The sequence below is a fragment of the Dechloromonas sp. ARDL1 genome, assembly GCF_051122455.1.
Taxonomy (GTDB): Bacteria; Pseudomonadota; Gammaproteobacteria; order Burkholderiales; family Rhodocyclaceae; genus Azonexus.
This window is the reverse complement of the sequence record NZ_CP168939.1, coordinates 675,074-700,617: the sequence shown is the minus strand read 5'-3', so window position 1 is coordinate 700,617 and position 25,544 is coordinate 675,074. Positions and strand designations below refer to the sequence as shown.

25 protein-coding genes are annotated in these 25,544 nt (G+C 60.1%); 8 read left to right on the top strand and 17 right to left on the bottom strand.

Annotated features, from left to right (window positions below):
• Positions 1 to 20: 20 nt before the first annotated feature.
• The 16 genes from hflX to AB6Q56_RS03315 form a co-directional block, all read right to left on the bottom strand.
• Positions 21 to 1,175 carry a GTPase HflX gene (gene hflX, locus AB6Q56_RS03390; protein WP_434515781.1) on the bottom strand — a complete coding sequence of 385 codons (1,155 nt, stop codon included), beginning with the start codon at positions 1,173 to 1,175 and terminating at the stop codon, positions 21 to 23.
• A 63-nt stretch (positions 1,176 to 1,238) separates the two neighbouring features.
• The gene (hfq, locus tag AB6Q56_RS03385) at positions 1,239 to 1,475 is read right to left on the bottom strand and encodes an RNA chaperone Hfq (protein ID WP_011288708.1); all 237 of its coding nucleotides are present in this window, start codon (positions 1,473 to 1,475) and stop codon (positions 1,239 to 1,241) included.
• Between the two features lie 80 nt (positions 1,476 to 1,555).
• A complete protein-coding gene (gene der, locus AB6Q56_RS03380) occupies positions 1,556 to 2,887 on the bottom strand; it encodes a ribosome biogenesis GTPase Der (protein ID WP_434515780.1) in 1,332 nt (443 codons plus the stop codon).
• Entirely contained in the window at positions 2,884 to 4,044 is a 1,161-nt protein-coding gene (bamB, locus tag AB6Q56_RS03375) for an outer membrane protein assembly factor BamB (protein WP_434515779.1), read from the bottom strand. The genes der and bamB overlap by 4 nt, the downstream gene beginning before the upstream one ends.
• Positions 4,044 to 4,682 carry a YfgM family protein gene (locus AB6Q56_RS03370; RefSeq protein WP_434515778.1) on the bottom strand — a complete coding sequence of 213 codons (639 nt, stop codon included), beginning with the start codon at positions 4,680 to 4,682 and terminating at the stop codon, positions 4,044 to 4,046. The genes bamB and AB6Q56_RS03370 overlap by 1 nt, the downstream gene beginning before the upstream one ends.
• A gap of 5 nt (positions 4,683 to 4,687) precedes the next feature.
• Positions 4,688 to 5,977 carry a histidine--tRNA ligase gene (gene hisS / locus AB6Q56_RS03365; RefSeq protein WP_434515777.1) on the bottom strand — a complete coding sequence of 430 codons (1,290 nt, stop codon included), beginning with the start codon at positions 5,975 to 5,977 and terminating at the stop codon, positions 4,688 to 4,690.
• Positions 5,974 to 7,203, bottom strand: coding sequence for a flavodoxin-dependent (E)-4-hydroxy-3-methylbut-2-enyl-diphosphate synthase (gene ispG, locus AB6Q56_RS03360; protein WP_434515776.1), 1,230 nt, complete (start codon positions 7,201 to 7,203; stop codon positions 5,974 to 5,976). The genes hisS and ispG overlap by 4 nt, the downstream gene beginning before the upstream one ends.
• Positions 7,204 to 7,206: 3 nt before the next feature.
• Positions 7,207 to 8,145, bottom strand: a complete 939-nt coding sequence (locus tag AB6Q56_RS03355; protein ID WP_434515775.1) for a helix-turn-helix domain-containing protein — start codon at positions 8,143 to 8,145, stop codon at positions 7,207 to 7,209.
• Positions 8,142 to 8,942 (bottom strand): type IV pilus biogenesis/stability protein PilW, encoded by an 801-nt coding sequence (gene pilW / locus AB6Q56_RS03350; RefSeq protein ID WP_434515774.1) that lies wholly within the window; start codon positions 8,940 to 8,942, stop codon positions 8,142 to 8,144. The genes AB6Q56_RS03355 and pilW overlap by 4 nt, the downstream gene beginning before the upstream one ends.
• Positions 8,939 to 10,033, bottom strand: coding sequence for a 23S rRNA (adenine(2503)-C(2))-methyltransferase RlmN (rlmN, locus tag AB6Q56_RS03345; protein WP_434515773.1), 1,095 nt, complete (start codon positions 10,031 to 10,033; stop codon positions 8,939 to 8,941). The genes pilW and rlmN overlap by 4 nt, the downstream gene beginning before the upstream one ends.
• Positions 10,034 to 10,153: 120 nt before the next feature.
• Positions 10,154 to 10,582, bottom strand: coding sequence for a nucleoside-diphosphate kinase (ndk, locus tag AB6Q56_RS03340; protein ID WP_434515772.1), 429 nt, complete (start codon positions 10,580 to 10,582; stop codon positions 10,154 to 10,156).
• Between the two features lie 72 nt (positions 10,583 to 10,654).
• Positions 10,655 to 11,341, bottom strand: a complete 687-nt coding sequence (locus AB6Q56_RS03335) for a hypothetical protein (RefSeq protein WP_434515771.1) — start codon at positions 11,339 to 11,341, stop codon at positions 10,655 to 10,657.
• A 100-nt stretch (positions 11,342 to 11,441) separates the two neighbouring features.
• Positions 11,442 to 12,725, bottom strand: coding sequence for a TRAP transporter large permease (locus tag AB6Q56_RS03330; RefSeq protein ID WP_434515770.1), 1,284 nt, complete (start codon positions 12,723 to 12,725; stop codon positions 11,442 to 11,444).
• Entirely contained in the window at positions 12,722 to 13,504 is a 783-nt protein-coding gene (locus AB6Q56_RS03325; RefSeq protein ID WP_434515769.1) for a TRAP transporter small permease, read from the bottom strand. Before AB6Q56_RS03325 ends, AB6Q56_RS03330 begins: the two co-directional genes overlap by 4 nt.
• 61 nt (positions 13,505 to 13,565) lie before the next feature.
• Positions 13,566 to 14,570 (bottom strand): TRAP transporter substrate-binding protein, encoded by a 1,005-nt coding sequence (locus AB6Q56_RS03320; RefSeq protein ID WP_434515768.1) that lies wholly within the window; start codon positions 14,568 to 14,570, stop codon positions 13,566 to 13,568.
• Positions 14,571 to 14,746: 176 nt separating this feature from the next.
• Positions 14,747 to 16,093 carry a dicarboxylate/amino acid:cation symporter gene (locus tag AB6Q56_RS03315; protein ID WP_434515767.1) on the bottom strand — a complete coding sequence of 449 codons (1,347 nt, stop codon included), beginning with the start codon at positions 16,091 to 16,093 and terminating at the stop codon, positions 14,747 to 14,749.
• Between the two features lie 130 nt (positions 16,094 to 16,223).
• Between AB6Q56_RS03315 and AB6Q56_RS03310 the strand changes: the two genes are divergently transcribed.
• The 6 genes from AB6Q56_RS03310 (at position 16,224) to AB6Q56_RS03285 (ending at position 22,749) form a co-directional block, all read left to right on the top strand.
• Positions 16,224 to 18,209 carry a sensor histidine kinase gene (locus tag AB6Q56_RS03310; protein ID WP_434515766.1) on the top strand — a complete coding sequence of 662 codons (1,986 nt, stop codon included), beginning with the start codon at positions 16,224 to 16,226 and terminating at the stop codon, positions 18,207 to 18,209.
• Complete coding sequence (locus AB6Q56_RS03305) at positions 18,206 to 18,808, top strand: response regulator transcription factor (protein WP_434515765.1); 603 nt, start codon at positions 18,206 to 18,208, stop codon at positions 18,806 to 18,808. Before AB6Q56_RS03310 ends, AB6Q56_RS03305 begins: the two co-directional genes overlap by 4 nt.
• Before the next feature lie 176 nt (positions 18,809 to 18,984).
• Positions 18,985 to 19,311 carry a thioredoxin TrxA gene (trxA, locus tag AB6Q56_RS03300; protein ID WP_434515764.1) on the top strand — a complete coding sequence of 109 codons (327 nt, stop codon included), beginning with the start codon at positions 18,985 to 18,987 and terminating at the stop codon, positions 19,309 to 19,311.
• A 155-nt stretch (positions 19,312 to 19,466) separates the two neighbouring features.
• Positions 19,467 to 20,726: a transcription termination factor Rho gene (rho, locus tag AB6Q56_RS03295; protein WP_434515763.1), complete on the top strand. Its 1,260-nt coding sequence runs from the start codon at positions 19,467 to 19,469 to the stop codon at positions 20,724 to 20,726.
• A gap of 112 nt (positions 20,727 to 20,838) precedes the next feature.
• Positions 20,839 to 21,063 carry a 50S ribosomal protein L31 gene (gene rpmE / locus AB6Q56_RS03290; RefSeq protein WP_275711594.1) on the top strand — a complete coding sequence of 75 codons (225 nt, stop codon included), beginning with the start codon at positions 20,839 to 20,841 and terminating at the stop codon, positions 21,061 to 21,063.
• Between the two features lie 63 nt (positions 21,064 to 21,126).
• Complete coding sequence (locus tag AB6Q56_RS03285; protein ID WP_434515762.1) at positions 21,127 to 22,749, top strand: ArnT family glycosyltransferase; 1,623 nt, start codon at positions 21,127 to 21,129, stop codon at positions 22,747 to 22,749.
• Between the two features lie 42 nt (positions 22,750 to 22,791).
• On the opposite strand, the gene orn is transcribed toward AB6Q56_RS03285, so the two are convergent.
• Positions 22,792 to 23,337, bottom strand: coding sequence for an oligoribonuclease (orn, locus tag AB6Q56_RS03280; RefSeq protein WP_434515761.1), 546 nt, complete (start codon positions 23,335 to 23,337; stop codon positions 22,792 to 22,794).
• 16 nt (positions 23,338 to 23,353) lie between these two features.
• On the opposite strand from orn, the gene AB6Q56_RS03275 reads away from it, so the two are divergent.
• Together AB6Q56_RS03275 and rsgA are read left to right on the top strand one after the other, a co-directional pair.
• Positions 23,354 to 24,643: a M48 family metallopeptidase gene (locus AB6Q56_RS03275; RefSeq protein ID WP_434515760.1), complete on the top strand. Its 1,290-nt coding sequence runs from the start codon at positions 23,354 to 23,356 to the stop codon at positions 24,641 to 24,643.
• Positions 24,643 to 25,497, top strand: coding sequence for a ribosome small subunit-dependent GTPase A (gene rsgA / locus AB6Q56_RS03270; protein ID WP_434515759.1), 855 nt, complete (start codon positions 24,643 to 24,645; stop codon positions 25,495 to 25,497). Before AB6Q56_RS03275 ends, rsgA begins: the two co-directional genes overlap by 1 nt.
• Positions 25,498 to 25,544: the final 47 nt, after the last annotated feature.

Genomic DNA, 25,544 nt, shown 5'->3' with positions numbered 1-25,544 from the left:
GAATCATGAATAGTCGGGATTCAGTTAATGTATTCGTTGTGAGCTTCGCGTTCTGCTTCGGTCAAAGCCTTTTGCCGGGCATCGGCCTTGGCACGCGCATATTCGGCCAACGACTCGCGCAATAGATCGAGTCCTTCACCGGAGCGCGCACTGACACGAACGCGCGCGATATTACCATACTCGTCCCGATCGACTCCCCGCGAGGCGTCGGTCAGATCGATCTTGTTCCAGACGACAACTTGCCGAACATGCTCGGCACCAATTTCGGACAACACCTTGTTCACTTCGTTCATCTGCTCATCCCGGGCATGGCTCGCGCTATCGACCACGTGCAACAAAACATCGGCATCGGTCGCCGCTTCCAGAGTCGCATGAAATGCATCGACCAGTGAGTGAGGCAGGTCACGGATAAAGCCTACAGTATCGGAGATCACGATATTGCCGGCGCCAGCAATCCAGAGCTTGCGCGAGGTGGTATCCAGCGTCGCGAACAACTGGTCCGCCGCATAGACTCCGGCATGGGTCAAGGCATTGAAGAGCGTGGATTTTCCGGCATTGGTATAGCCGACCAGCGAAACGCTAAGCACATCACCACGCATTCGGGCCTTGCGCTGCACGCCGCGCTGGCGGGTCAACTTAGCCAGCCTGTCCTTCAGCAACTTGACGCGATTACCCAATAGGCGACGGTCGGTTTCCAACTGCTTTTCACCAGGCCCACGCATGCCAATGCCGCCGCGCTGCCGCTCCAAGTGTGTCCAGCCACGGACCAAACGAGTGGACAAATGCTCCAGTTGAGCCAGTTCAACCTGCAACTTGCCTTCGGCACTGGAAGCGCGCAGCGCGAAGATATCGAGAATCAGGCTGGTGCGGTCGATAACCCTGCACTTCAACGTCCGTTCAAGATTACGCTGCTGCGCAGGGGAAAGATCGTGATTAAAGATCACCAAATCAGCGTTGCCGGCGATCAGCATGGCAGCGATTTCGTCGACCTTGCCTTTACCGGCATAGGTCTTGGGATCAGGAGCATGGCGTCGCCCATGAACCTCGGCTGCCACGACACCACCCGCTGATTCGGCGAGCAGCCTAACCTCTTCCAGTTGATCCTCGAGATCGGGCTGGCCGAAGTCGAGCTGAACGATCACCGCACGTTCGCCGGCGGCTGGTCGTTCAATCATGGGCGTTTCCGGGAGAGAGAAGTGCAGCCCCGCCTGTGTGGCGGGGTGCTATACAGAGGCAGATTATTCGGCCGCCTGTTCCTGCTGGAGGTTGACCGGGCGGGCTGGCACTACCGTCGAAATGGCGTGCTTGTAGACCATCTGGGTAACCGTGTTCTTGAGCAGAACGACGTATTGATCGAAAGATTCGACCTGACCCTGCAGTTTGATGCCGTTCACCAGATAAATAGACACTGGAACATGCTCTCGACGAAGAGCATTGAGGAAGGGGTCTTGTAGAAGTTGCCCTTTGTTGCTCATGGTGTGGACTCCATGGTGGTAGTTGTTATGAGGGTCTTAATGTACCCAAATTTGGGGGGTGATGCCAAAGAATTTGCAGATTATTTCTTGTCTTTGTCGGCAAACGGGTTCTTCGCTGCCACAAACTGGATGCGCAACGGCGTTCCCTGCAGCTTGAACGCCTCGCGGAAAGTATGTTCGAGATAACGGCGGTAACTATCGGTGATGTGATCCACCGCATTACCGTGCACAACGATGATTGGCGGGTTGGAACCGCCCTGATGCGCATAGCGTGGCTTGGGCCGGAACATGTTGTGCTTGGCCGGGGCCTGTTTGGCGACAGCATCAATCAGGACGCGCGTCAGGCGCGGCGTTGACATCTTCGCCATGGCCGCCGAGTAAGCCGCATCAACCGACTTGAAGAGATTCCCTAGACCGATGTTCTCACGGGCCGATACGAAGTGAAATTTGGCGAAATCGAGGAATTTCAGCTTGCGCTGCAGGATCTGCCGAGTCTGCTCGCGGGTATAGGCATCCAGGCCATCCCACTTATTGACGGCAACGACCAGAGCCCGCCCCGACTGCACGACGAAGTCGGCAATATGGGCATCCTGGTCGGATACATCGGCCTGGGCATCGACCATCAGGATCACGACATTGGCATCCTCGATGGACTTCAAGGTCTTGACCACCGAGAACTTTTCGATTGCCTCGAAAACCTTGCCTCGTTTGCGCATGCCGGCCGTGTCGACGAGCACATACTTGCTGCCGCCGCGCTCGAAATCGATCTCGATGGAATCCCGGGTCGTACCCGGGGCATCGAAGGCGATGACACGCTCTTCGCCGAGCAAGGTGTTGATCAGCGTGGACTTGCCGACGTTGGGACGACCGACAATGGCGACCCGAACGGCGTCCGAATGCCATTCATCATCTTCCGGTTCGGGAAAGCTCTCCAGCGCCATTTCGACCAACCCGCGGACACCTTCCCCATGCGAAGCAGAAATGGCGTTCGGTTCGCCCAGCCCTAACTCATGGAAATCAGCCTCGACCATGCCGGCATTCATACCTTCAGCCTTGTTGACCGCAACAAAGACAGGGCGATCGATGCGGCGCAGCTTGTTGGCGATCTCCTTGTCGTGCGGCGTCAGGCCGGTACGACCATCGACAACGAAAATGATGGCATCGGCTTCGGCAATCGCCTGCTCGGTCTGCCGAGCCATTTCGTGGAGGATGCCATCCTTGACCAGCGGTTCGAAACCGCCGGTATCGACAACCAGATAAGGCTTTTTGCCCAGCTTGCCATGACCGTAGTGGCGATCGCGAGTCAGGCCCGGCATGTCGGCGACGATGGCGTCGCGCGACTTGGTCAGGCGGTTGAACAGCGTGGACTTGCCGACATTGGGACGGCCAACCAGAACGAGCGTAGGTTTCATTGCACCTCGAATGCGCGGACATCGCCACCGGTGGTTTGCACCAGCACAGCGGAACCCAACGCTTGCAGCGGCGCGCGAACCGGCGTGCCATCGGTTTTCTGGCGTGCTGCGAAGCTGCCATCTTCACGCGAGAGGAAGTGGATGATTCCTTCGCCATCCGCCACGGTCACCAGGCCACGACGAATGACAGGTGCCGACAAACGGCGGTTCTTCAGCTTATCCTGCTTCCACAGGCTGCTGCCGGACAGGCGATCCAGGCCGTAAACGATCCCCTTGTCGTCGGTGATAAACAGATAACGACCATCCATGACCAGACCGCTGACCGACGAAATGTCACGCGACCAGACCATGGCACCGCCTTGCCCCATGTCGAAGCAGGCGACCCTCCCCTGGAAGGCCACGGCGCAAATCTGGCGGCTGTCGACCACCGGCGTAGCCACAACATCGGCAACGCGATCCAGTTCGGTTGCCCCCTTGGGTGAAGCGACCGCCCCCTCCCAGACCGGTGCACCGTTCTGCAAGGCGAGCGCGACCAACTTGCCGCCAGGGTAACCAACAAACAGATAGCGATCGGCAAAAACCGGCGACCCGGCGCTACGCACGGAAAGCGGCGGGGTTGCACGCTGGTAGGCCCACTTTCGACCGCCATCGAGGGCATCGAACAGGAATACCTGATTGTCACCACTCTTCACGGCAACGCCTTCGTCGCCGACCACCGGAGCAGCGAGAATTTCACTCGACGCCTTGGTCTTCCAGGCAAGCTTGCCATCGTCGGAAGAAAAGGCCAGAACGTCTCCCTTCGGAGTTCCTACCACGACCAACTTGCTATTGGCACCCACCCCTGCCGACAAGGGCTGCCCGGCATCAATTTTCCAGACAACCTTGCCATCCTCTATCCGGCTGATCGTTCCCTTGGCGCTAGCAGCGTACACCGCGCCCTCGACAACGGCTGGCGTGAAGACATAGTCTCCGGCTTTTCCAACGTTGGCTGACCACAGCATACGGATATCCGCAGTTGTCTTGATCGGCGTCAGTGGCGGCATTTTGGGTGCTGAACTGGAAAACGGGTTGATCGCATCCAGACCGTCGGAAATAGTAGCGCAGCCGCCCAGCAAGAGGCCGGCGGCGGCAAGCAAGGCAGCAATGCGGCGCGACATCAGGCAGCCTCGCCCAAGCTATCGAGCTTCTGCTGCAGCAGTTCGCGGCCAGCCGACTGCTTGTCGGTCATTTTCTCCAGTGCCAACTTGTAGGCAGCGCGCGCCTCGGCCTTTTTCCCCTGAGCGGTGAGCACATCACCCTTCAGTTCGAGGAAGCGCGTATCAAACGCTGCCGCATGGCCAGCTTCAAGTTGCTTCAGGGCTTCATCGTAAGCCTGTTCGTCAAGCTGCACGGCAGCCAGACGCAGACGGGCGAGATCACGAATTTCGTTCTTGCCATTTTCAGCAACCCAGGCCAATTGAGTCTTGGCAGTCTTCAGATCGCCAGCGTCAAAAGACTGCTTGGCGGCAACCATGGCGCCCAGTGCGGCATAGGTGGTGCGACCGAATTTTTCGGCCAGCTCAGCAGAAGCTGCCTTCACTTTCTGAGCATCACCCACGGCAGCCGCCTGTTCGAGAACACCATAGACTGCCGCTGCCTTGGCCGACTGGCCACCCTGATACCAGTTCCACCCCTGCCAGCCGACTACAGCCAGCGAAGCAGCCATGACCACCCCGGTGACAAGGTTGCCATACATCTTCCACCAGGTTTTCAGGGTGTCTATCTGTTCCTGTTCTTCGAGGTCGTAATGCGCCATGCTGCTTATTCCTCTTCGTCCGAATCAATCAATTGGCCGATGATGGCTTCGGCCAGGTCATCGACTTTCAGTTTACGTTGTTCCACGCCCTCTTCGCGCAGCGACTTCAACTGGGCTTCGCCGGTGGCCGCCTCGTCGTCACCGATAACCACGGCGAAGGTGGCACCGCTGCCGTCGGCCTTCTTCATCTGCGACTTGAAGGAGCCGCCGCCACAGTGCAGCAGCACGTTGATACCTTGGTCGCGCAGACCCTCGGCAACACGGAAGGCCAAGCGTGCCGCGTCATCGCCCTGATGGACGACATAGACATCCGGCGCCGGGCTGGCCGGTTCGCCGCCCGACTCCTTGATCAGCGCGATGAGGCGCTCGACACCCATGGCGAAACCACAGGCCGGGGTCGATTTGCCGCCCAGTTGTTCGACCAGGCCGTCATAGCGACCGCCGGCACAGACAGTGCCCTGAGCGCCGAGTTTGTCGGTGACCCATTCGAAGACGGTCAGGTTGTAGTAATCGAGACCGCGCACCAGGCGCGGGTTGATGACAAACGGCACGCCGGCATCGCGCAGCACGCGCTGGACGCCCTCGAAGTGGGCCAGCGAGGCTTCGCCAAGATAGTCGATCAACTTCGGCGCCGCAGCACACATATCCTGCAGCGCGGGGTTCTTGGTGTCGAGGATGCGCAGCGGGTTGGTGTACAGGCGGCGCTTGGCGTCCTCGTCGAGAATCTCGGCGTGTTCCTCGAAATAGGCAATCAGCGCCGCACGGTGCTGGGCGCGCTCTTCGGACTGACCAAGGCTGTTGATCTGCAGTTCGATGCCGTCGAGGCCAAGGTCGGCCCACAGGCGGGCACCCATCAGGATCATTTCGGCGTCGATGTCCGGCCCGGCAAAGCCGATGGACTCCACGCCAACCTGGTGGAACTGGCGGTAACGGCCTTTCTGCGGGCGCTCGTGGCGGAACATCTGGCCGATGTAGTACAAACGGCGCGGCACCTGATTGGCCAGGCCGTGCTGGATGACGGCGCGCACGCAACCGGCGGTCCCTTCTGGGCGCAGCGTCAGCTGCTCGCCATTCAGGCTGTCTTCGAAGGAATACATTTCCTTCTCGACGATATCGGTCACCTCTCCGATGGCACGCTTGAAGAGCGGCGTCGGCTCGACGATGGGCATGCGGATCGGGCGATAGCCGTAGCTCTTGAGCCACGAACGGATGGTGTCCTCGAATAGTTCCCAGAATTCGGCTTCGTCCGGCAGGATGTCGTTCATCCCGCGCACGGACTGGAGAGTCTGACTCATGCTTGCAGTTTCTTCTTGTAGGTGCGCTGGACGTAGCGCTCGATGATGTCCTTGAATTCGCTGGCGATATTGTCGCCCTTCAGCGTCACTGTCTTGACGCCGTCCTCGTAGACCGGTGCAGACGGGGCTTCGCCGGTACCCGGCAGCGAAATGCCGATATTGGCGTGCTTCGACTCGCCCGGGCCATTGACAATGCAGCCCATGACGGCCAGCGTCATGTTCTCTGCACCGTCGTAGTGCAGTTTCCACTCCGGCATCCTGGCGCGGACGAAGTCCTGCACCTCGCCAGCCAGTTCCTGGAAGAAGGTGCTGGTCGTCCGACCACAACCGGGACAGGCCGCCACCATCGGCGTGAAGGCGCGCAGGCCCATGGTCTGCAGGATTTCCTGGGCGACGATGACTTCCTGCAACCGCGAGCCGCCCGGTTCCGGCGTCAGCGACACGCGGATGGTATCACCGATGCCTTCCTGCAGTAGCACGGACAGGGCTGCCGTCGAGGCAACGATACCCTTGGAGCCCATGCCCGCCTCGGTCAGGCCGAGGTGCAGGGCATAATCGGCACGCTTCGCCAATTCGCGGTAGATGGCGATCAGGTCCTGTACGCTCGACACCTTGCAGGACAGGATGATCTTTTCGCCCGCCAGACCGATCTCTTCGGCCTTGGCTGCCGATTCGAGCGCCGAGGTAACCATCGCGTGGCGCATCATTTCGGTGGCGTCGAGCGGTTCGCTGCGCTTGCTGTTCTCGTCCATGATGCGGGCCAGCAATTCCTGGTCGAGGCTACCCCAGTTCACGCCGATGCGTACGGGCTTGTCGTAGCGGCAAGCCAGCTCAACCATCTGGGCAAACTGCTCGTCCTTCTTCTTGCCGAAGCCGACATTGCCCGGATTGATCCGGTACTTGGCCAGCGCCTCGGCACAGGCCGGATGCTCGGTGAGCAGGCGATGGCCGTTGTAGTGGAAGTCGCCGATCAGCGGTACGTTGCAGTTCATCTTGTCGAGATGATCGCGAATCTTCGGCACAGCGGCCGCGGCTTCCAGCGTATTGACCGTGATGCGTACCAGCTCCGATCCGGCACGCGCCAACTCGGCGCACTGGATGGCTGTAGCCAGGTAGTCGGCGGTATCGGTATTGGTCATCGACTGGACAACGACCGGCGAGGCACCGCCGATTCCAACATGCGCGATACGGGTGGCGCGGGTCAGGCGCTTGCTAACAGCACTCACGGACTATTCCAGAACGAGGCGGGCGACATCGCCCTTGGTGTGTGGTACCAGATCAACCGGCTGACCGCGCCAGAACAAGCGAACGCCCGGTGCATAGCCAACGGTCAGCGATAGCGGCCCCTGCCCGGAGACGACCTGCTCGGCCCCAGCAGCGATTCGCTGGGAGAAAACAACCTTGTTGTCACGATCACGCACTTCGATCCAGGATTCCTTGTCGAAAAGGAAACGCAGTTGTGGTGCCGCATTCGCTGCTGCGGGCGCCTGGACCGACTCCGGGCTTGCCGCTCCCTGAGGCGCTTGGGCTGCCGGCGTTTCGGCCGGGGCCAGGACTTGCGGATACATGACTTGCTGCTGCGTTGTCCCCGGCGGGAATACAGGCTCATTTGCCTGAGCAGGCTGAGACGAAGGTGCCGCAGGCACGGCAGCCTGTTCCGCAACTTCCTTACGTGCAAAGGAGTCCAGCAGCGATTGCACCGTCGTACGCAAGGCCGACAGATCCGCCGGCATCAAGGTATAGGCCAGAGCAGCCAGAACGACAAGACCGACGCCAAGCAATACGAACTGCCGGTCGCGACGAGAGGCGCCCGAGCCGCCGCTATCCGGCATGGGGGCCGGGCCGGTATTCTGCATGCCCAGATTGCTGACCGGCTTTTCCAGTATCCGGTCGAGCTGCGCCATCATGGGCGTCGGGTCGAGTTGCATCAGGCGCGCATAGTTACGCACAAACCCCCTGATGAACGTATGTCCCGGGAGCACACTCCAATCGCCCCCCTCAAGCGCCTCGACCTGGCGCGGCCCCAGCTTGAGTGTCTGCGAGATATCTCCGATCTGCAGCCCCCGTGCTTCGCGTGCCAGACGCAATTGTTCTCCAACCGGCTTTTCCATCACGACGACGGGCGTTTCATCGCTCATCGATTCCTGATCAATGACCTGCTCGTTCATTCAAAATTACCCTTCAGGAATTCCTGATATTCCGTCGACGACGGGTAGCGACTGCGCAACTGCGACGCAAAACTACCTTCCGCCACACGATTACCCAGCTTGCGCTCGATGCGCAGCCCTAGCCAAAGCGCCTCGGCGCTCGGCGGTTCCATCATCTTCAGCGCATCGTTCAAATAGATGCGCGACTCCTCAAAAATTCCGCGGCGATAAAAGACCTTGGACAACTCGTACCGGGCCTGCACGGCACCATCGGACGACAGTTGCAAGGCCTTGAGCAGGTAGTTTTGCGCCCCGTCGAGATCGCCCGCCTTCAAGGCACAGGAGCCGGCATTGGTATAGGCGCGATCCGGCGTTTCATACAGCGGGCTCTTCAGCGCATTCAGGAAGTAAGCAATGGACTGGCGCTCCTTTCCGGTTTCGCACAGATACCAGCCATAGTTGTTGTTCACTTCCGGATCGTTCGGCGCCATGTCGAGCGCTTTCCGGAAATCGCTTTCCGCCTTGTCGTTTTCCTTCAGCGCCGTGCGTACCAAGCCACGAATGCTGTATGCCTGGTAGTAGCTTGAATCCGCATTCAGCGCAATTTGCAACTCATCGAGGGCAACCGCATAGCTGCCCGCCTGGAAATACAGGGCCGCCAACTCGGTATGAATCCTGGCCCGATTACGCGGATCCGTCGTTTTCTGTTCCTGGGCAGCCGAGTTATTGAACTGGTACTGCTGAGCATGTGCCGGAAGGGTACTCAGGATAGCCAGCCCGAAGCCGAACATCCAGGGTTTCAGGAATTGAATTGTCATGATCGAGCCTCCACCAAGGGAATCACGCGTCCGGAAGTACGTTTCGTCTTGTCCTTGACCTGCCCGGCCAACTGGCCGCAGGCCGCATCGATGTCGTCACCGCGCGTCTTACGCGTCGTGGTAACGATGCCGGCCTGCATCAGGATATTGGCAAAGCGGCGCACCCGCTCCGCCGGCGAACGCTTGAACGGCGAACCCGGGAAGGGGTTGAAGGGAATCAGGTTGAATTTGCACGGCACGTTCCTGACTAGCGCCAGCAGTTCGCGGGCATGGCCCTCGGAATCATTGATGCCGTCGATCATCGTGTATTCGAATGTAATGAAGTCGCGCGGCGCCTTTTCCAAGTATCGCTGGCAGGCAGCCATCAGCTCCTTCAACGGGTATTTCTGGTTAATCGGCACCAGTTCGTCGCGCAGCTTGTCGTTTGGTGCATGCAGCGACACGGCGAGAGCCACCGGGCACTCCTCGCGCAGACGGTCCATGACCGGCACCAGACCGGAGGTGGATACCGTGACGCGGCGGCGCGACAGGCCGTAAGCATTGTCGTCGAGCATCAATTTGAGCGCGGCGACAGTATTTTCAAAGTTGGCGAGCGGCTCGCCCATGCCCATCATGACGACGTTGGAGATGACGCGTTCGTCACCATGTACGACGCCAAGGGCATTATTGGCCTGCCACAGCTGGCCGATGATTTCCGCCACCGTCAGGTTGCGGTTGAAACCCTGCTTGCCGGTCGAACAGAAGGCGCAATCGAGCGCACAACCGGCTTGCGTGGAAATGCACAGTGTTCCGCGATCATCCTCGGGAATAAACACCGTTTCGACGGCATTGCCGTTGCCGACATCGACCAGGAACTTGCGCGTACCGTCATCCGACAGTTTGTCGGACACCAAGGCCGGCGGGGCCACGACCGCCCTCGCCTTGAGCTTCTCACGCAAGCTCTTGGCGATGTCGGTCATGGCATCGAAGTCCGCCACGCCGGAACGATGCATCCAGCGCAGCACCTGCTTCGCGCGGAAGGGCTTCTCGCCCTGCTCGGCGAACCAGGCGGTCAGGCCATCGGCATCGAAATCCAGCAGATTGACGGTCATTGCTTACTTCCTCTTTTCGTGCGCAGGGCGGGCGTGGCGCGAAGACGAGCCGAAGACAGTGCACACTGCACGGCAAGGCGAAGTCGACAAAGCCACGGCCGGTCTAAGCATGAAAAGAAATTAGCGGCCAGAGTAGGTGTTCATGCCCGGGAAGAAGAAAGCAACTTCCACGGCAGCGGTTTCCGGAGCGTCGGAACCGTGAACGGCGTTGGCATCGATCGATTCGGCGAAGTCGGCGCGGATGGTGCCCTTGTCGGCCTTCTTCGGGTCGGTGGCGCCCATCAGTTCGCGGTTCTTGGCGATGGCGTTCTCGCCCTCCAGGCACTGGATCATGACCGGACCGGAGGTCATGAAGGAGACCAGATCCTTGAAGAAGGGACGCTCTTTGTGCACGGCGTAGAACTGGCCGGCTTCCTGTTCGGACAACCAGGTCATGCGGGCGGCGATGACCTTCAGGCCGGCGCCTTCGAAACGGGAGTAGATCTGGCCGATGACGTTCTTCTTGACGGCGTCCGGCTTGATGATGGAAAGGGTGCGTTCGATAGCCATGGGTTTGCTCCGAGAAAGCTAGTCAGTTGAAAAACGGATCATTTTAGCAGACTCGGCGCGCTAGCGCCCGCCTCAACGAGCAGGGGTATTGGGATCGACCGCAGCCCTCAAGGGCTCGCGCAACAAGGCAAACTGACGAGGCGCAACGTACTGGAACAATTCCTTGCCATCCGCGTCGACAATCACATCCAGCCCCTTGTCCGGATAAAGGAGATGCACCCGCTTCTCGGACACCACCAGGCGCTCACCGGGCTGACCAAAACGTTGCACGACCGTCGCCTCATCGAGATTGACCGTGGGAATGATGCTGATGGCCTTGATCGGCATGGCATCGACGGCACGCAAATCGTCCGGATGCAGGGTGATCTTGCGGGTCGTGCTTTCCATATGCTTGGCCTTCAAGGCCCGCTCGCGCAAGGCAATGACTGCCTGCTCCGTCGCTTCCAGGGTAACGATGGCGCGCGCCATCACGAATCCCAGCGATACCTGGGCGCAATACCCCTCCAGCGCCCCCGCCTCATTCGGTTCGGCAATAACCGCCACCTCGAGCTCGCAACCCAGCTTCTGCCTCGCTTCGGCCAAGGTGCTGGCACTAGGACGCAGTCCGAACACCATACTCCCCCCCTGGCCATCCAGCTGTATCTGCCAAGGCAGGTTGCTGTTCGGGTCCACCCCCTCCTGCTTGGCCACCCCGGGCAGCAGAAATGGAACAATCAGGGCGACAAGGACAAGCGCAATCAGCGACAGGGCAAATTTCATGAAAAGATAGATTCGAAGAGGACGGCCGATTGTGCCACAGGCACATCCAACAAAAAGCCCCGGACGAATCCGGGGCTTCGAGAAGACCAGAAGGGAGGCCTTATAGCATACCCAGTTGCCGTGGCAACCACAGCGACAGATCCGGCCAGTAAGTAACGACGACCAGGAAGCCCAGCATCGAAAGCAGCCACGGCCACACAGCAACCGTCAGTTCGGTGATACCCATCTTGGTGATGCCGGACGCCACATATAGGTTGAGACCGACCGGCGGGTGGCACATGCCGACTTCCATGTTCACCACCATCAGGATGCCGAAGTGCACCGGATGGATGCCCAGCGCAACGGCCACCGGGAACAGGATCGGGGCAAAAATCAACACGATCGACGAGGGCTCCATGAAGTTACCAGCCAGCAACAGGATGATATTCACCGCGAGCAGGAAGGTAATCACGCCCAGGCCATTGCCCAGCATCCAGTCGGCCAAGGCTTGCGGAATGTTCTCGTTGGTCATGATGAAGGAAAACAGCACAGCGTTGGTGATGATGTAGAGCAGCATCGCTGACATGTTGGCCGAGTTCAGCAACACCTTCGGCACATCCTTCAGGCTCATGTCACGATAGATGAAGACCGCGCAGATGAAGGCATACACCGCAGACATTGCCGCCGCTTCGGTCGGCGTGAAGATACCGGAGTAGATACCGCCCATCACGACCACGATCAGCAGCAGACCCCAGACCGAGGCGCGGAAGGACTGCCAGCGCTCACCCCAGGTTGCCTTCGGCTGACGCGGGTAGTTGAATTTCTTGGCACGGTACCAGGTGACGCCACCAAGCACACCCGCCAGGGCCAGGCCCGGGATGACGCCGGCCATGAACAGAGCACCAACCGAGGTGTTGGTCGCCACCGAGTACATCACCATGACGATGGACGGCGGAATCAGGATACCCAGCGCCCCGGAGGTGGCGATGACGCCAGCACCGAACTTGTTCGGGAATCCGGCCTTGACCATGGCGGGCAGCAAGATCGAACCGATGGCCACGACGGTGGCGGGACTGGAACCCGAGACGGCGGCGAACAGCGCACAAGCCAGCACGCCGGCCAGACCGAGGCCGCCATGCCAGTGACCGACCATCGACGTCGCGAAATTGATCATGCGTTTCGCCACCCCGCCGTGCGTCAGGAAATTGCCGGCCAGGATGAAGAAGGGAATCGCCATGATCTCGAACTTCTCGATGCCCGTGAACAGCTTGAGGGCAACCGATTCGAGCGGCACCTGCGTCATGGTAAACAGGAAGGTCAACACGGTCAGGCCGAGCGAAATCGAGATCGGCATGCCGGTCAGCATGAGGATGGCCAGCAGGCCAAAAATTACCAAGGCATTCATTGCTGGTCTCCTTGCTTGTCGGATGCCTGACGGCGCTCGCCACCGGCGCGACGCTCTTCGGCGGTCGCCAGGGTCTCATGACGACGCTCCTCGCCTGAACGACGTTCACCAACCATGGTGTGCTTCATGTCCTTCATGTGCAGGTTATCGTCCATGCCATAGGGGTCGAAATCGACGGGTGGCACTTCATCTTCCAGACCATCGACATGCCCATGATCGTGATGCGGCAGCTCGCCCGTTTTGATGAAGGACCAGGTGACCTGCAGGAAGCGGAAACACATCAGCGACGAACCGAGCGGAATGGCGCTGTAAACGATCCAGGTTGGCCATTCCAGGTCAGGCGTCGTCGGCCCTTCATAGATATCTTCGGCTTGAATGCCGAAGGTATTGAAAAATGCGTAGTGCGCCCCGTTCTCCCAGACAAAGTGAGCCCCCAGTGCGGCGACGATGCCGGTAAACAAGGCACCGGCCAGCAAACCGAAGATGATGAACTTGCCGCGCATACCGTCGTCGAGACGGTTGATCAGGACGTCGACGCCAACGTGGATGCCTGTGCGTACGCCGTAGGCAGCACCGAACTTGGCCATCCAGACGAACATGATGATGCAGAGCTCCTGCGCCCAGCTGAAATTCAGCGTCAGCAGCCAGTCCTGCAGACCGGGAATATCGACCCCGGCCAGATAGCGGTGCGCCACCGAAATGAAGATGATCAGCGTGGCCGCGCCCATCAAGAACGTGACCAGCAGCTCTTCGAGGTGATTGAGCGCTTTGTTTAACATGGTGTGTTACCCCCGTTTGTAAATCGGGGGCTTTCGCCCCCGACCGTGACTCCCTTGAACCTTACAGGCTGTCCGGCTTGAAACCGATGTCCTTGTAGACCGCCTGAATCACTTCCTTGCCAACGCGGCTTTCCATCTTCTGATGGACCGGCACCATCGCCTTCTTGAAAGCCAGGCGCTCTTCCTTGGTCGGCACGTAGACCGCGGTCTTGCCACTCTTCTTCACGGCATCCAGCGACGTGTCGTTTTCGACCTTGGCGATCTGGTTGGCGTAACGGGTCGCCTGCTCCATGGCATCGTCAAGCTGCTTGCGGATATCGGCCGGCAGACCATCCCAGAACTTCTTGTTCACAATCACCGCATAGCCCAGATAACCATGCTCGGTCAGGGTCAGATGTTTCTGAACTTCGTGCATCTTCTGGGTATAAAGGTTGGAAATCGGGTTCTCGGTACCATCGACAACGCCCGTCTGCAGGGCCTGATAGACCTCCGAGAAAGCCATGACCTGCGGCAGGCCACCAACCGAACGGACTTGCTCTTCAAGCACCTTGGAGGACTGGATGCGCAGCTTCTTGCCCTTCAGGTCGGCCGGCGTCTTGATCGGCGTATTGGCAGAGAAGGACTTGAACCCGTTGTCCCAGTAGGCCAGACCGCGAATACCCTTGGGCTCGAGCTTGGTCAGCAATTGCTTGCCGACAGCGCCATTGGTCACCTTGCGCAGATCGTCATAGCTACTGAAGATGAACGGCAGGTCGAAAACCTCGAATTCCTTGACCCCGAGCGGGCCGAACTTGGCCAGCGACGGCGCCAGCATCTGGACCGCCCCCAACTGCAGTGCCTCCATTTCTTCCTTGTCCTTGTACAGGGTCGAGTTGGCATACACCTCGACCTTGACCTTGCCACCGGTCAGTTCGGCGGCTTTCTTGGCGAACATCTCGGCTGCCTTGCCCTTGGGCGTATCGGCTGCCACGACATGGCTGAACTTGATCACGATCGGCTGCTGGGCGTAGGCACCGAGCGAAGCGGCACAGAGGAACAGGCCGGCAAGCAGTTTGGATATCTTCATATTTTCTCCTCCAGTTGAACTGTCGCAAATTACGACTAGATACAAGTATTACGAAAGGAGGAATCGCTGAGTATTGTGGTTATCCACAGCTGACCGGAAACTGACAAGACGCTAGCAAGCAACGGGCAAAAAAAACCGCCGGACTTGCCGGCGGTTTGTCTTGGTCTATCGCACACCTAGTGGTGCTCGACGATCGGACGCGGCACGTGGGGAATGACCACATCCGGGGCATCATCCAGCACCAGCTCCGGGTTATCGGCCTCGTCGTCGGTCTCGTCGTTAAGAACGGCATTCATGCGCTCGACGTCAAGCGCCTTGCACCACTTGGCAACGACCAGGGTCGCCACGCTGTTGCCGATGAAGTTGGTCAGCGCACGCGCTTCCGACATGAAACGATCGATACCGAGAATCAGCGCCAAACCGGCAACCGGAACGGTACCGACGGCCGACAGCGTCGCCGCCAGCACGATGAAACCCGAACCCGTCACCCCGGCAGCGCCCTTGGAGGTCAGCAGAAGAATAACCAGCAAGGTGATCTGCTGCGACAGGTCCATCGGCGTATTGGTCGCCTGGGCGATGAACACGGCAGCCATGGTCAGGTAGATCGAGGTGCCATCCAGATTGAACGAATAGCCGGTCGGCACAACCAGGCCGACCACCGATTTCTGCGCACCGGCGTTTTCCATCTTGGCCATCAGGCGGGGCAGCGCCGATTCCGACGAGGAGGTCCCAAGCACCAGGAACAGCTCTTCCTTGATGTACCTGATCAGCTTGAAAATCGAGAAACCGTGCACCTTGGCAATAGTACCGAGCACGCCGACCACGAAAATCACGCAGGTAAGATAGAAGGCGCCCATCAGGTTGGCCAGTTGAACCAGGCTGCCGACACCGTGCTTGCCGATGGTATAGGCCATGGCGCCGAAAGCGCCGATCGGGGCCACCTTCATGATCACACCGACGATGCCGAACAACACGTGCGACAGTTTTTCGATCAACTCGAACACCGGCTTGCCGCGCTCGCCAAACGCATGCATGGCGTAGCCGAAGAGGATGGAGAAGAACAGCACCTGCAGCATGTCGCCCTTGGCAAAGGCATCGACCACGCTGGTCGGGATGATGTTGATCAGGAAATCGGTCGTCGACTGCATCTTGCCCGGTCCGACATACTTGTCGAGCCCTTTGGTATCAAGCGATGCGGGATCGACATTCATCCCCGAACCCGGCGCCCAGACGTTGACCACGATCAGGCCGATGATCAACGCGATGGTGCTGACCACTTCGAAGTACAGCACGGCATAACCGCCAGTCTTGCCGACCTTCTTCATGTCTTCCATACCGGCGATACCGACGACGATGGTGCAGAAGATGATCGGGGCGATGATCATCTTGATCAACTTGATGAAGGCGTCGCCCAACGGCTTCATGTCGGCACCGGCCGACGGATAGAAGTGCCCAAGTGCCACGCCGAGGGCAATGGCAATCAGGACCTGGACATACAGGCTTTTGAAAATACTTTTTTTCACAAGACGTCCCCCACGGATTTACAGTGGCGCGGAGTATGAACACACCACCCCCACGTGCCTATTGTGGTGATCCGAATTGTGGAAACCACGGATGGCTCAGGCCGCGAGCGATTGGTATAGGATGCGCACGATGACTACCCAGCCCCTGCCCGGCCCAGGCAGCTCCCGACGCCTGCGCCTACTGCTCGCCCTGCCGAAATTCGGCATTGTCCTGCTGGTCATCGCCCTGATCGCCTTGCTCTGGCTCCTCCAGCGCAACGAAGTCGAGGAGGAGCGGACTGCGCTGATCAAGGACGTGCTGTGGCTCGAGCAGAATCTGCGCTTTCACCTGAACGGCAGCGAGGATCACCTGCAACAGTTGGCGGTCGATCTCGTTCAGCAGCCGGAGCCGTCGCGCACCTTCCGACTTCGCGCGGCCCACATGCTCAAGAACACCCCGGAAATATCGCAAATACTCTGGCTAGATGCGACGCAGCGCGTTATCGACGCGCTTCCGAGCTCGACATTGCCGGACCAGGAAATCGAGGCCTTCGGCCTGGCCTACTCCCGGCAGGCGTTCGACCTGGCCAAGCAATTCGGCAAACAGACTTACAGCGAGCCTTTCTTTGCCGACGGCAAGCGTGCCTTTGTCGAACTGATGACCCCCATCTTCGAAGGACGCCAACTGAAAGGCATGCTCGCAGCCGTCTTTCCACTGGATACGCTGCTCAGCAGCCAGGTTCCCTGGTGGTTCACGCAAAAATACAAGGTCGTCATCATTGACGACAACGACATCCAGTACGCCACAAAAACCAGCGTCGAAGGAAACAGCGCTCAAAGCTACGAAATTCCCTTCGATCCGCCGGGGCGCGGCCTCAAATTGCGTGTCACCAGCTACCAGAGCGGCGAAAACATGCTCCCCCGCATCTTGTCGACCGCCATCATCCTGCTGGCCGGCGGCGTTTTCTGGAGCCTCTGGCTGGTCCGCGACCTGATGCGCAAACGGACGCGCGCTGAAGAGGCCCTGCGCGGCGAACATGCCTTCCGGACCGCCATGGAAGACTCGCTGACCGTCGGCATGCGCGCCCGCGACCTCGACGGCAAGGTCATCTACGTCAACCCGGCCTTCTGCCGGATGACCGGTTTCGACAGCGACGAACTGGTCGGCACCACGCCACCGATGCCCTACTGGATTCCTGAGCAAATTGACGAAACATTCGCCATGCATCAGGCGGTCCTGGCCGGCATGGCGCCGCCCGACGGCTTTGAAATGACCTTCCAGCGCAAAAGCGGGGAACACTTTCACGCCCTCGTCTACGAAGCCAAGCTGATCGACGGCAACGGCAAACACACCGGCTGGATGGCCTCCGTGCTCGACATCACCGAACGCAAGCACGCCGAAGAGCTTGCCCGGCAGCAACAGGCCCAGCTGCAGTTCACCTCCCGTCTCGTCACCATGGGGGAAATGGCATCAACCCTGGCGCACGAAATCAACCAGCCACTGGCTGCAATCGCCAGCTACAACGCTGGCTGCCTCAATCTTCTGGCACGCCCCGGATGTGCCACCGACGACATCAAACCAGCCCTCGAGAAAATAGGCGCCCAAGCCCAGCGTGCCGGCAAGATCATCCGGCGGGTACATGACTTCGTCCGCAAGAGCGAACCCAAACGCGCGCCATGCTCACTGAAGGACGTGGTCGACGACTGCCTGGGATTCATCGAGGCCGACGCCCGCAAACATCGCATCCGGATCGAAACCCACATCCCCGACCTGCCGCCGATCCTCGCCGACCGACTGATGCTGGAGCAAGTGCTGCTCAATCTGATGCGTAACGGAATGGAGGCGATGTCGGGCAATGAAGAAGCCGACCGCCTGCTATCCGTGCGCGTTGAACAGGGCGCGCACGAACTGTCGGTCTGCGTTGTCGACCAAGGATGCGGCATTGCCCCCGAAAATCGCGACAAACTCTTTACCGCGTTTTTCACAACCAAACAGGACGGCATGGGAATCGGCTTGTCGATTTGTCGATCAATCGTCGAGTTTCACCGTGGCCGATTGTGGGCAGACAACAACACCAATTCGTACACCGGGCGAGGTACGATATTCACCTTTACCCTACCTCTGGAAACGTCATGAGTCATGCCCCCGCCCACTTGGTGGACGACGACGAAGCCATTCGCGACGCGCTCGCCTGGCTGCTCAAGTCGCGCGGCCTGCACAGCATCAGCTACTCATCCGCGGAGGAATTCCTCGACCAGTGGACGCCCGAGATGGCCGGCTGCATCGTCCTTGACATGCGCCTCGGCGGCATGACCGGCCTCGACTGCTTCGACCGGCTATGCGAACGCAATTCGACACTCCCGGTGATCTTCCTGACCGGCCACGGCGATGTGCCGATGGCCGTAGGCGCGCTGAAGAAAGGCGCATTCGACTTTTTCGAAAAGCCGGTCAACGACAACGACCTCGCCGACCGTATCGAACAGGCTCTGGCGCTGAACGCACAACAACGTGAGGCCACGGCAGCCGTCGACTCGGTTCGCTCGCGTGTGGCGCGACTGACGACCCGCGAAAAACAGATCATGGAACTAATTCTGGCCGGCAAGTTCAACAAGGTCATCGCCGACGAACTCAATATCAGCATGCGCACCGTCGAAGTTCACCGTGCCAACATCTTCGACAAGATGCAGGTCAAGACCGCCGTTGAACTGGCCAACCTGCTCAAGACCGGCGCCTAGACTAAACCACCCTCGAAAGAAGCGTACCGCATCGTCACGAATATTCCAGGACAACTCTCTTCCAGGCAGACTGCCAACGCTTCCCTAAGGCATTTTTTTTCGCTAGCATCACGCCAACTTTCCCGTCGCCCTTCGCTGGCGCCCCCCATCCCTACATTCCATCCCATGAGGAAACCATGAGCGAGCACATCCATTACGTCACCGACGACACCTTTGAAACCGAAGTGCTGCAGTCGCAGCAGCCGGTTCTCGTCGACTATTGGGCAGAATGGTGCGGCCCCTGCAAGATGATCGCTCCGATCCTCGACGAAGTCGCCAACGAATATGCCGGCAAGCTGAAGGTCGCCAAGGTCAACATCGACGACAACCAGGCTACCCCGGCCAAGTACGGCATCCGCGGCATCCCGACCCTGATGATCTTCAAGAACGGCAATATCGAGGCTACCAAGGTTGGCGCACTATCCAAGTCGCAACTCGCGGCCTTTATTGACAGCAACCTGTAATCTCCGTAGTCTCCCGCCCTGAAGGTGCGCCCTGCACCTTCAGGCAGACGCGACAGGCAAGCTGTCCGGCGTCATTCCCCTCTCCCAAGCTTCTGCAATCTGCGCCCCGACCTCGGGCTCTCGCCCGTTCCTTAACCGGCGCCACACACTCCCACATGCAACTTTCCGAACTCAAGACATTACACGTCAGCAAACTGCTGGATATGGCCACCGAACTCGGCATCGAAAATGCCAACCGGATGCGCAAGCAGGAGCTGATCTACGCCATCCTCAAGGCAAAAGCCAAGAACGGCGACACCATCTACGGTGATGGCACCCTTGAAGTCCTGCCCGATGGCTACGGCTTCCTCCGCTCGGCCGACACATCCTATCTGGCCAACCCGGATGACATTTACGTCTCTCCGTCACAAGTCCGCCGCTTCAACCTGCGGACCGGCGACACGGTCGAGGGCGAAATCCGCACACCGAAGGATGGTGAGCGCTACGTCGCGCTGACCAAGCTTGACCGCATCAACGGCTTCTCGCCCGAAGCCAACAAGAACAAGATCATGTTCGAGAACCTGACGCCGCTGCACCCGACGCGTCACCTCAAACTCGAACGCGACATCAAGTCAGAGGAAAACATCACCAGCCGCGTCATCGACATGATCGCCCCGATCGGCTGCGGGCAGCGCGGCCTGCTCGTCGCCCCGCCGAAGACCGGCAAGACCGTGATGCTGCAGAACATCGCCCACGCCATCACCGCCAACCATCCGGAAGTCGTACTCATCGTGCTGCTCATCGACGAGCGTCCGGAAGAAGTCACCGAAATGACCCGCACCGTCAAGGGCGAGGTCGTCGCCTCGACCTTCGACGAACCGGCCACCCGCCACGTCGCGGTCGCCGAAATGGTCATCGAGAAGGCCAAGCGCCTGGTAGAGCACAAAAAGGATGTGGTCATCCTGCTCGACTCGATCACCCGCCTCGCCCGCGCCTACAACACCGTACAGCCGGCCTCCGGCAAGGTGCTGACCGGCGGCGTCGACGCCAACGCGCTGCAGAAGCCGAAGCGCTTCTTCGGCGCCGCGCGCAACATCGAGGAAGGCGGCTCTCTGACCATCCTCGCCACTGCGCTGATCGACACCGGCTCGCGAATGGACGAAGTGATCTACGAAGAATTCAAGGGTACCGGCAACTCGGAAATCCACCTCGACCGCCGCATGGCCGAGAAGCGGATGTACCCGGCGGTCAACGTCAATCGCTCCGGCACCCGCCGTGAGGAACTGCTGCTCAAGCCGGACGTGCTGCAGAAGATGTGGGTGCTGCGCAAGCTGTGCTACCCGATGGACGACCTCGAGGCGATGGAATTCCTGCTCGACAAGGTCAAATCGACCAAGGGCAACGCGGAGTTTTTTGACGCCATGCGTCGCGGTTAAGCCGAATACTGAAGCCCACACCACGCAGCTTGCAAGCCCGCGATTTTTCGAGGATAATCGCGGGCTTCCCAGATCGGCCACATCCGCCGGTCGCTTGTTTAAAGGATAAGAGATGAAAGCCGATACCCACCCGAATTACAAAGAAGTCGCCGTGACCTGCTCCTGCGGCCACACCTTCACGACCAAGTCGACCATGGCCAAGGATGCCTTCCATGTTGAAGTCTGCTCCCTGTGCCACCCGTTCTACACCGGAAAGCAAAAGATCGTCGACACCGCCGGCCGCGTTGAGAAGTTCAACCAGAAGTTCGGCGCCATGCGCGGCAAGGCTGCCGCCTGATCGGCTTGATTTTCGCCGTCTCGAAAGGCAGCCTGTGGGCTGCCTTTTTCATTTCCGGACACCATGCCTGACTTCCTCGCCCTGATCCGTCGCGGCATCCGCTTGCCCCCATCGGGCTGGATGCTCGCCGGCATGCTGGCCTTCTACGTGCTGGCCGGCCTGTTCGGTCGCGACCCGTGGAAGGGCGAGGACGCTATCCATATCGGTGCCGCCTGGCACATGCTGCACTACAGCGATTGGCTGTCGCCCGACCTGGCCAACCGTGCCTTCAACGAGCCGCCGCTCTATTACTGGAGCGCTGCGCTGACCGGCAAGGCCCTCGGTTGGCTGCTACCCCTGCACGAGGCGATGCGGGTGGCCAGCGGCATCTGGGTCACGCTGGCCCTGATGGGCCTGTACTATGCCGGCCGTGAGCTGTACGGCCCGGAATCAGCGGCGGCCAGCCCGATGCTGCTTGCCGGTTGCGCCGGCCTGCTTTTCCACGCTCACGATGCGCAGCCGATGTTGATTGCACTGGCAGCCTACGGCGGCGGTCTCGGTGCCTTGGCCGCCATCGGCCGCAAACCCAGGCTCACCGGTATTTTCTACGGCCTCGCCGTCGCCGCCAGCCTGCTCGGTACCGGGATCGCCCCCACATTACCGCTGCTAGCCATCGCACCGGTTGCCTGGTGGCTATCGCCGGATCGCCCAAAAGCGCTACACACCCTGCTTATCGGCCTGGCTATCGCAACCATGCTGATCCTGCCCTGGCCACTACTTCTGCTCAGCCTGGAAGCAACCCGTTTCCACGGCTGGCTAGCCACCGAACTGGCACCTTTCAAGACACCGTTCTCGCTCGTCGGCCTTGGCCGCTTCTTCGGCATGCTCCCTTGGTTCGCTTTCCCGGCCATGCCGCTGGCGGCCTGGACACTGTGGATACGGCGCAAGAACCTGCAGTCCCCCAATCTATTGCTACCGCTGGCCTTTTTCGCCATCACCCTGTTGCTGCTCGCCTGGGCCTTCCGACCGCGAGAAATTCCGGCGCTACTCCTGCTGCCGCCACTCGCCCTGCTCGCCACGCCCGGCGCACTGGCCTTGCGCCGGGGCGCTGCCAGCGCCTTCGACTGGTTCGCAATGTCCACGTTCAGCCTGTTCGCCGTCGCCGTCTGGATCGGCTGGTCGGCGATGGCGCTGGGCTGGCCGACCAAACTGGCCGAGCGCGCCATCATCCTGCGCCCCGGCTTCGTCGGTCAGGTTCACTGGCTGGCGCTGCTTATCGGCATTGGCGCGACCGCTTGGTGGCTGTGGTTGATCGTCACCGCCCCGCGCTCGCCTTACCGCAGCCTGACGCACTGGACACTGGGTTTCACGACGCTATGGCTGCTGGCGACCAGTCTGATCCTGCCCTGGTTCGACTATGGCAAGACCTATCGCCCGGTCGCCCAGGCGATCGCCCAGGCGCTGCCCGACAATCATGGCTGCCTGGCCGAGCGCAACCTGAGCGACACGCAGTTGGCGTCAATGTCCTACTTCGTCGAGATCGAACCGGTAGCCGAAGACTCGAAGGCAGGAAAGGCCTGCGACTGGCTATTGGTCGTCGGCGATACGCGCCGCGAGCTGGCGCCACCGAATGGTCAATGGACCAAGGTATGGGAGGGCAATCGCCCGGGGGACCGCAAGGAAAAATTCCGCCTCTATCGCCGCTGAGACTGCGACCGCCGATCGGCGGTCGCAGTCGGCCCGAAAGGATCACCCTTTCAGGAAATGCTCCCGGTAGTACTTGAGTTCGTCGATGGACTCGTAGATATCAGCCAGCGCGGTGTGCTTGCTCTTCTTCTTGAAGCCCTTGTACACTTCCGGCTGCCAGCGCTTGCACAGCTCCTTCAGGGTGCTGACATCGAGGTTGCGGTAATGGAAGAAGGCTTCCAGGGTCGGCATGTAACGCGCCATGAAACGGCGATCCTGACCGATGGAGTTGCCGCACATCGGCGAATGGTTGGCCAGGGAATACTTCTTCAGGAACTCCAGCGCCGCCGCCTCAACGGCCGCCTCGTCCATGGTCGAGGCCTTGACCTTGTCGATCAGGCCGGAACGACCGTGGGTTTTCTGGTTCCAATCATCCATGGCAGCCAGCGTTTCGTCAGACTGGTGCACGACCCATGACGGGGACTCGGCGACCATTTCCAGTTCCGAATTGGTCACGACCATCGCCATCTCGATGATGCGATCACCATCCGGATTCAAACCCGTCATTTCCATGTCCAGCCAGACGAGGTTGTTTGCATTGCCTGCCATATAATTGCCCGACTCCTTGAAAAACCCGATTTTCGCACAGCTTGGCCTGACCTTCGTGACCCAGAATTTCACCCTGATCTTTCTTCTCTTCTTCGCGCTTACCCTGGCCATCCGCCTGTGGCTGAAGCTTCGCCATATAGGCTTCGTGACAGCCCATCGCGAGACGGTGCCCGCCGAATTCACCGAACGCGTGACGCTGGAAACACACCGCAAGGCGGCCGACTACACCGTCGACCGCAGCAAGGCAGCAGTGATCGGCACTTTCGTCGATGCCGGGCTGTTGCTGGCGCTGACGCTGGGCGGCGGACTGGCCACAGTGCACGGTTTCTGGGCTCCGCGTGTCGACGGCCTGCCTTACGGCCTGGCGATGATTTTCAGCGTGATGCTCATCTCCGGACTGGTCGACCTGCCGCTTTCCCTGTACAGCCAGTTCGTCGTCGAGGCCCGCCACGGCTTCAACCGTATGACCGTCGGCCTGTTCTTCGCCGACCTGGCCAAGCAAACTGCGCTCGGCGCCCTGATCGGCGCCCCGGTCATCCTTGCCGTACTGTGGCTGATGGGCGCCATGGGCGAACACTGGTGGCTCTACGTCTGGCTGTTCTGGTCGGCCTTCAACCTGCTGCTGATGTTCATCTACCCAACCTGGATTGCGCCACTGTTCAACAAGTTCTCACCGCTTGAAGACGGCGAGATGAAAGCGCGCGTCGAAGCCCTCCTCGCCCGCTGCGGCTTCCGCACCTCCGGCCTATTCGTCATGGACGGCTCGAAGCGCTCCAGCCATGGCAATGCCTACTTCACCGGTTTCGGCAACAACAAGCGCATCGTCTTTTTCGACACCCTGCTCACCCGCCTCGACCCACCCGAGGTCGAAGCCGTGCTCGCCCATGAACTGGGTCATTTCCGCAAGAAGCACGTGCTCAAACGGCTGGTGATGATGTTTGCCGGCTCGCTCGCCTTCCTGTGGCTGCTTGGCCAGCTGATTGATGCGCCGTGGTTCTACGCCGGCCTCGGGGTCGATACCGGCAACACGGCACTGGCACTGATCCTCTTCTTCCTGGTCATGCCGGTGTTCACCTTCCCGGTGACGCCGCTGATGAGCTGGCTGTCGCGCCGGCACGAATTCGAGGCCGATGCCTATGCAGCCGAGCACGCCGCCGCCGACGATCTCATCCATGCGCTGGTCAAGCTCTACCGCGACAACGCGTCCACACTGACCCCCGACCCGCTGCACTCGCTGTTCTACGACTCGCACCCCCCCGCCGCGCAACGCATCGCGCACCTGCAACTGCAGCCGGGCAAGGCTTGATGGACGGCCGTGTCATCGCTGCCCATGGCCGGCAATACGTGGTCGAACTGGCCGACGGAAGCCGACTGCCCTGCTTCCCGCGGGGCAAGAAAAGCGAGATCGCCTGCGGCGACCGCGTGGACATCCAGCGCACCTCCGATGATCAGGGAGTGGTCAAAGCAATACAGCCACGCAGCAGCCTGCTTTACCGCTCCAATGAAATCCGCCAGAAGCTGATCGCCGCCAATGTCGACCAGATCGTCATCGTCGTCGCCACCGAACCGGCCTTTTCGGACGAACTGGTCGCCCGCGCCCTGCTCGCCGCCGAGAGCGAGGAAATCGCCCCGCTCATCGTGCTCAACAAGTGCGATCTGGCCGACAAGCTGCCCGCCGCACGCGAACGCCTGGCAGTCCTGGCCGGGCTCGGCTACACCATCCTCGAATTGTCTGCTCGCGATCACGCCGAAGATCTGCGCCCCCATCTCGCCGGAAAGACCAGCGTGCTTGTCGGCCAATCCGGCATGGGCAAATCGACGCTGGTCAATGCGCTGATCCCCGAAGCGAAGGCCGCCACGCGCGAGATTTCGCTGGCGCTCGATTCCGGAAAGCACACCACAACACATGCCACGCTCTATCACCTGGATGCCGCCAGCGACCTGATCGACTCGCCCGGCCTGCAGGAATTCGGCCTGGGTCATCTCGACCGCCAGGAAATTGAAGTCGCGTTCCCGGAATTCCGTGAATATCTCGGCCAGTGTCGATTCCGTGATTGCCGGCATGACCGCGAACCCGGCTGCGCGCTGAACCTTGCAGTGGACAGCGGCAAGATCGACAGGAATCGTTTCGCAATCTATCACCGCATTGTTGGCAATTGATGCGACACCCCACCTGGGCAACTCTGGCGTTTAATAAAGATTAAAGC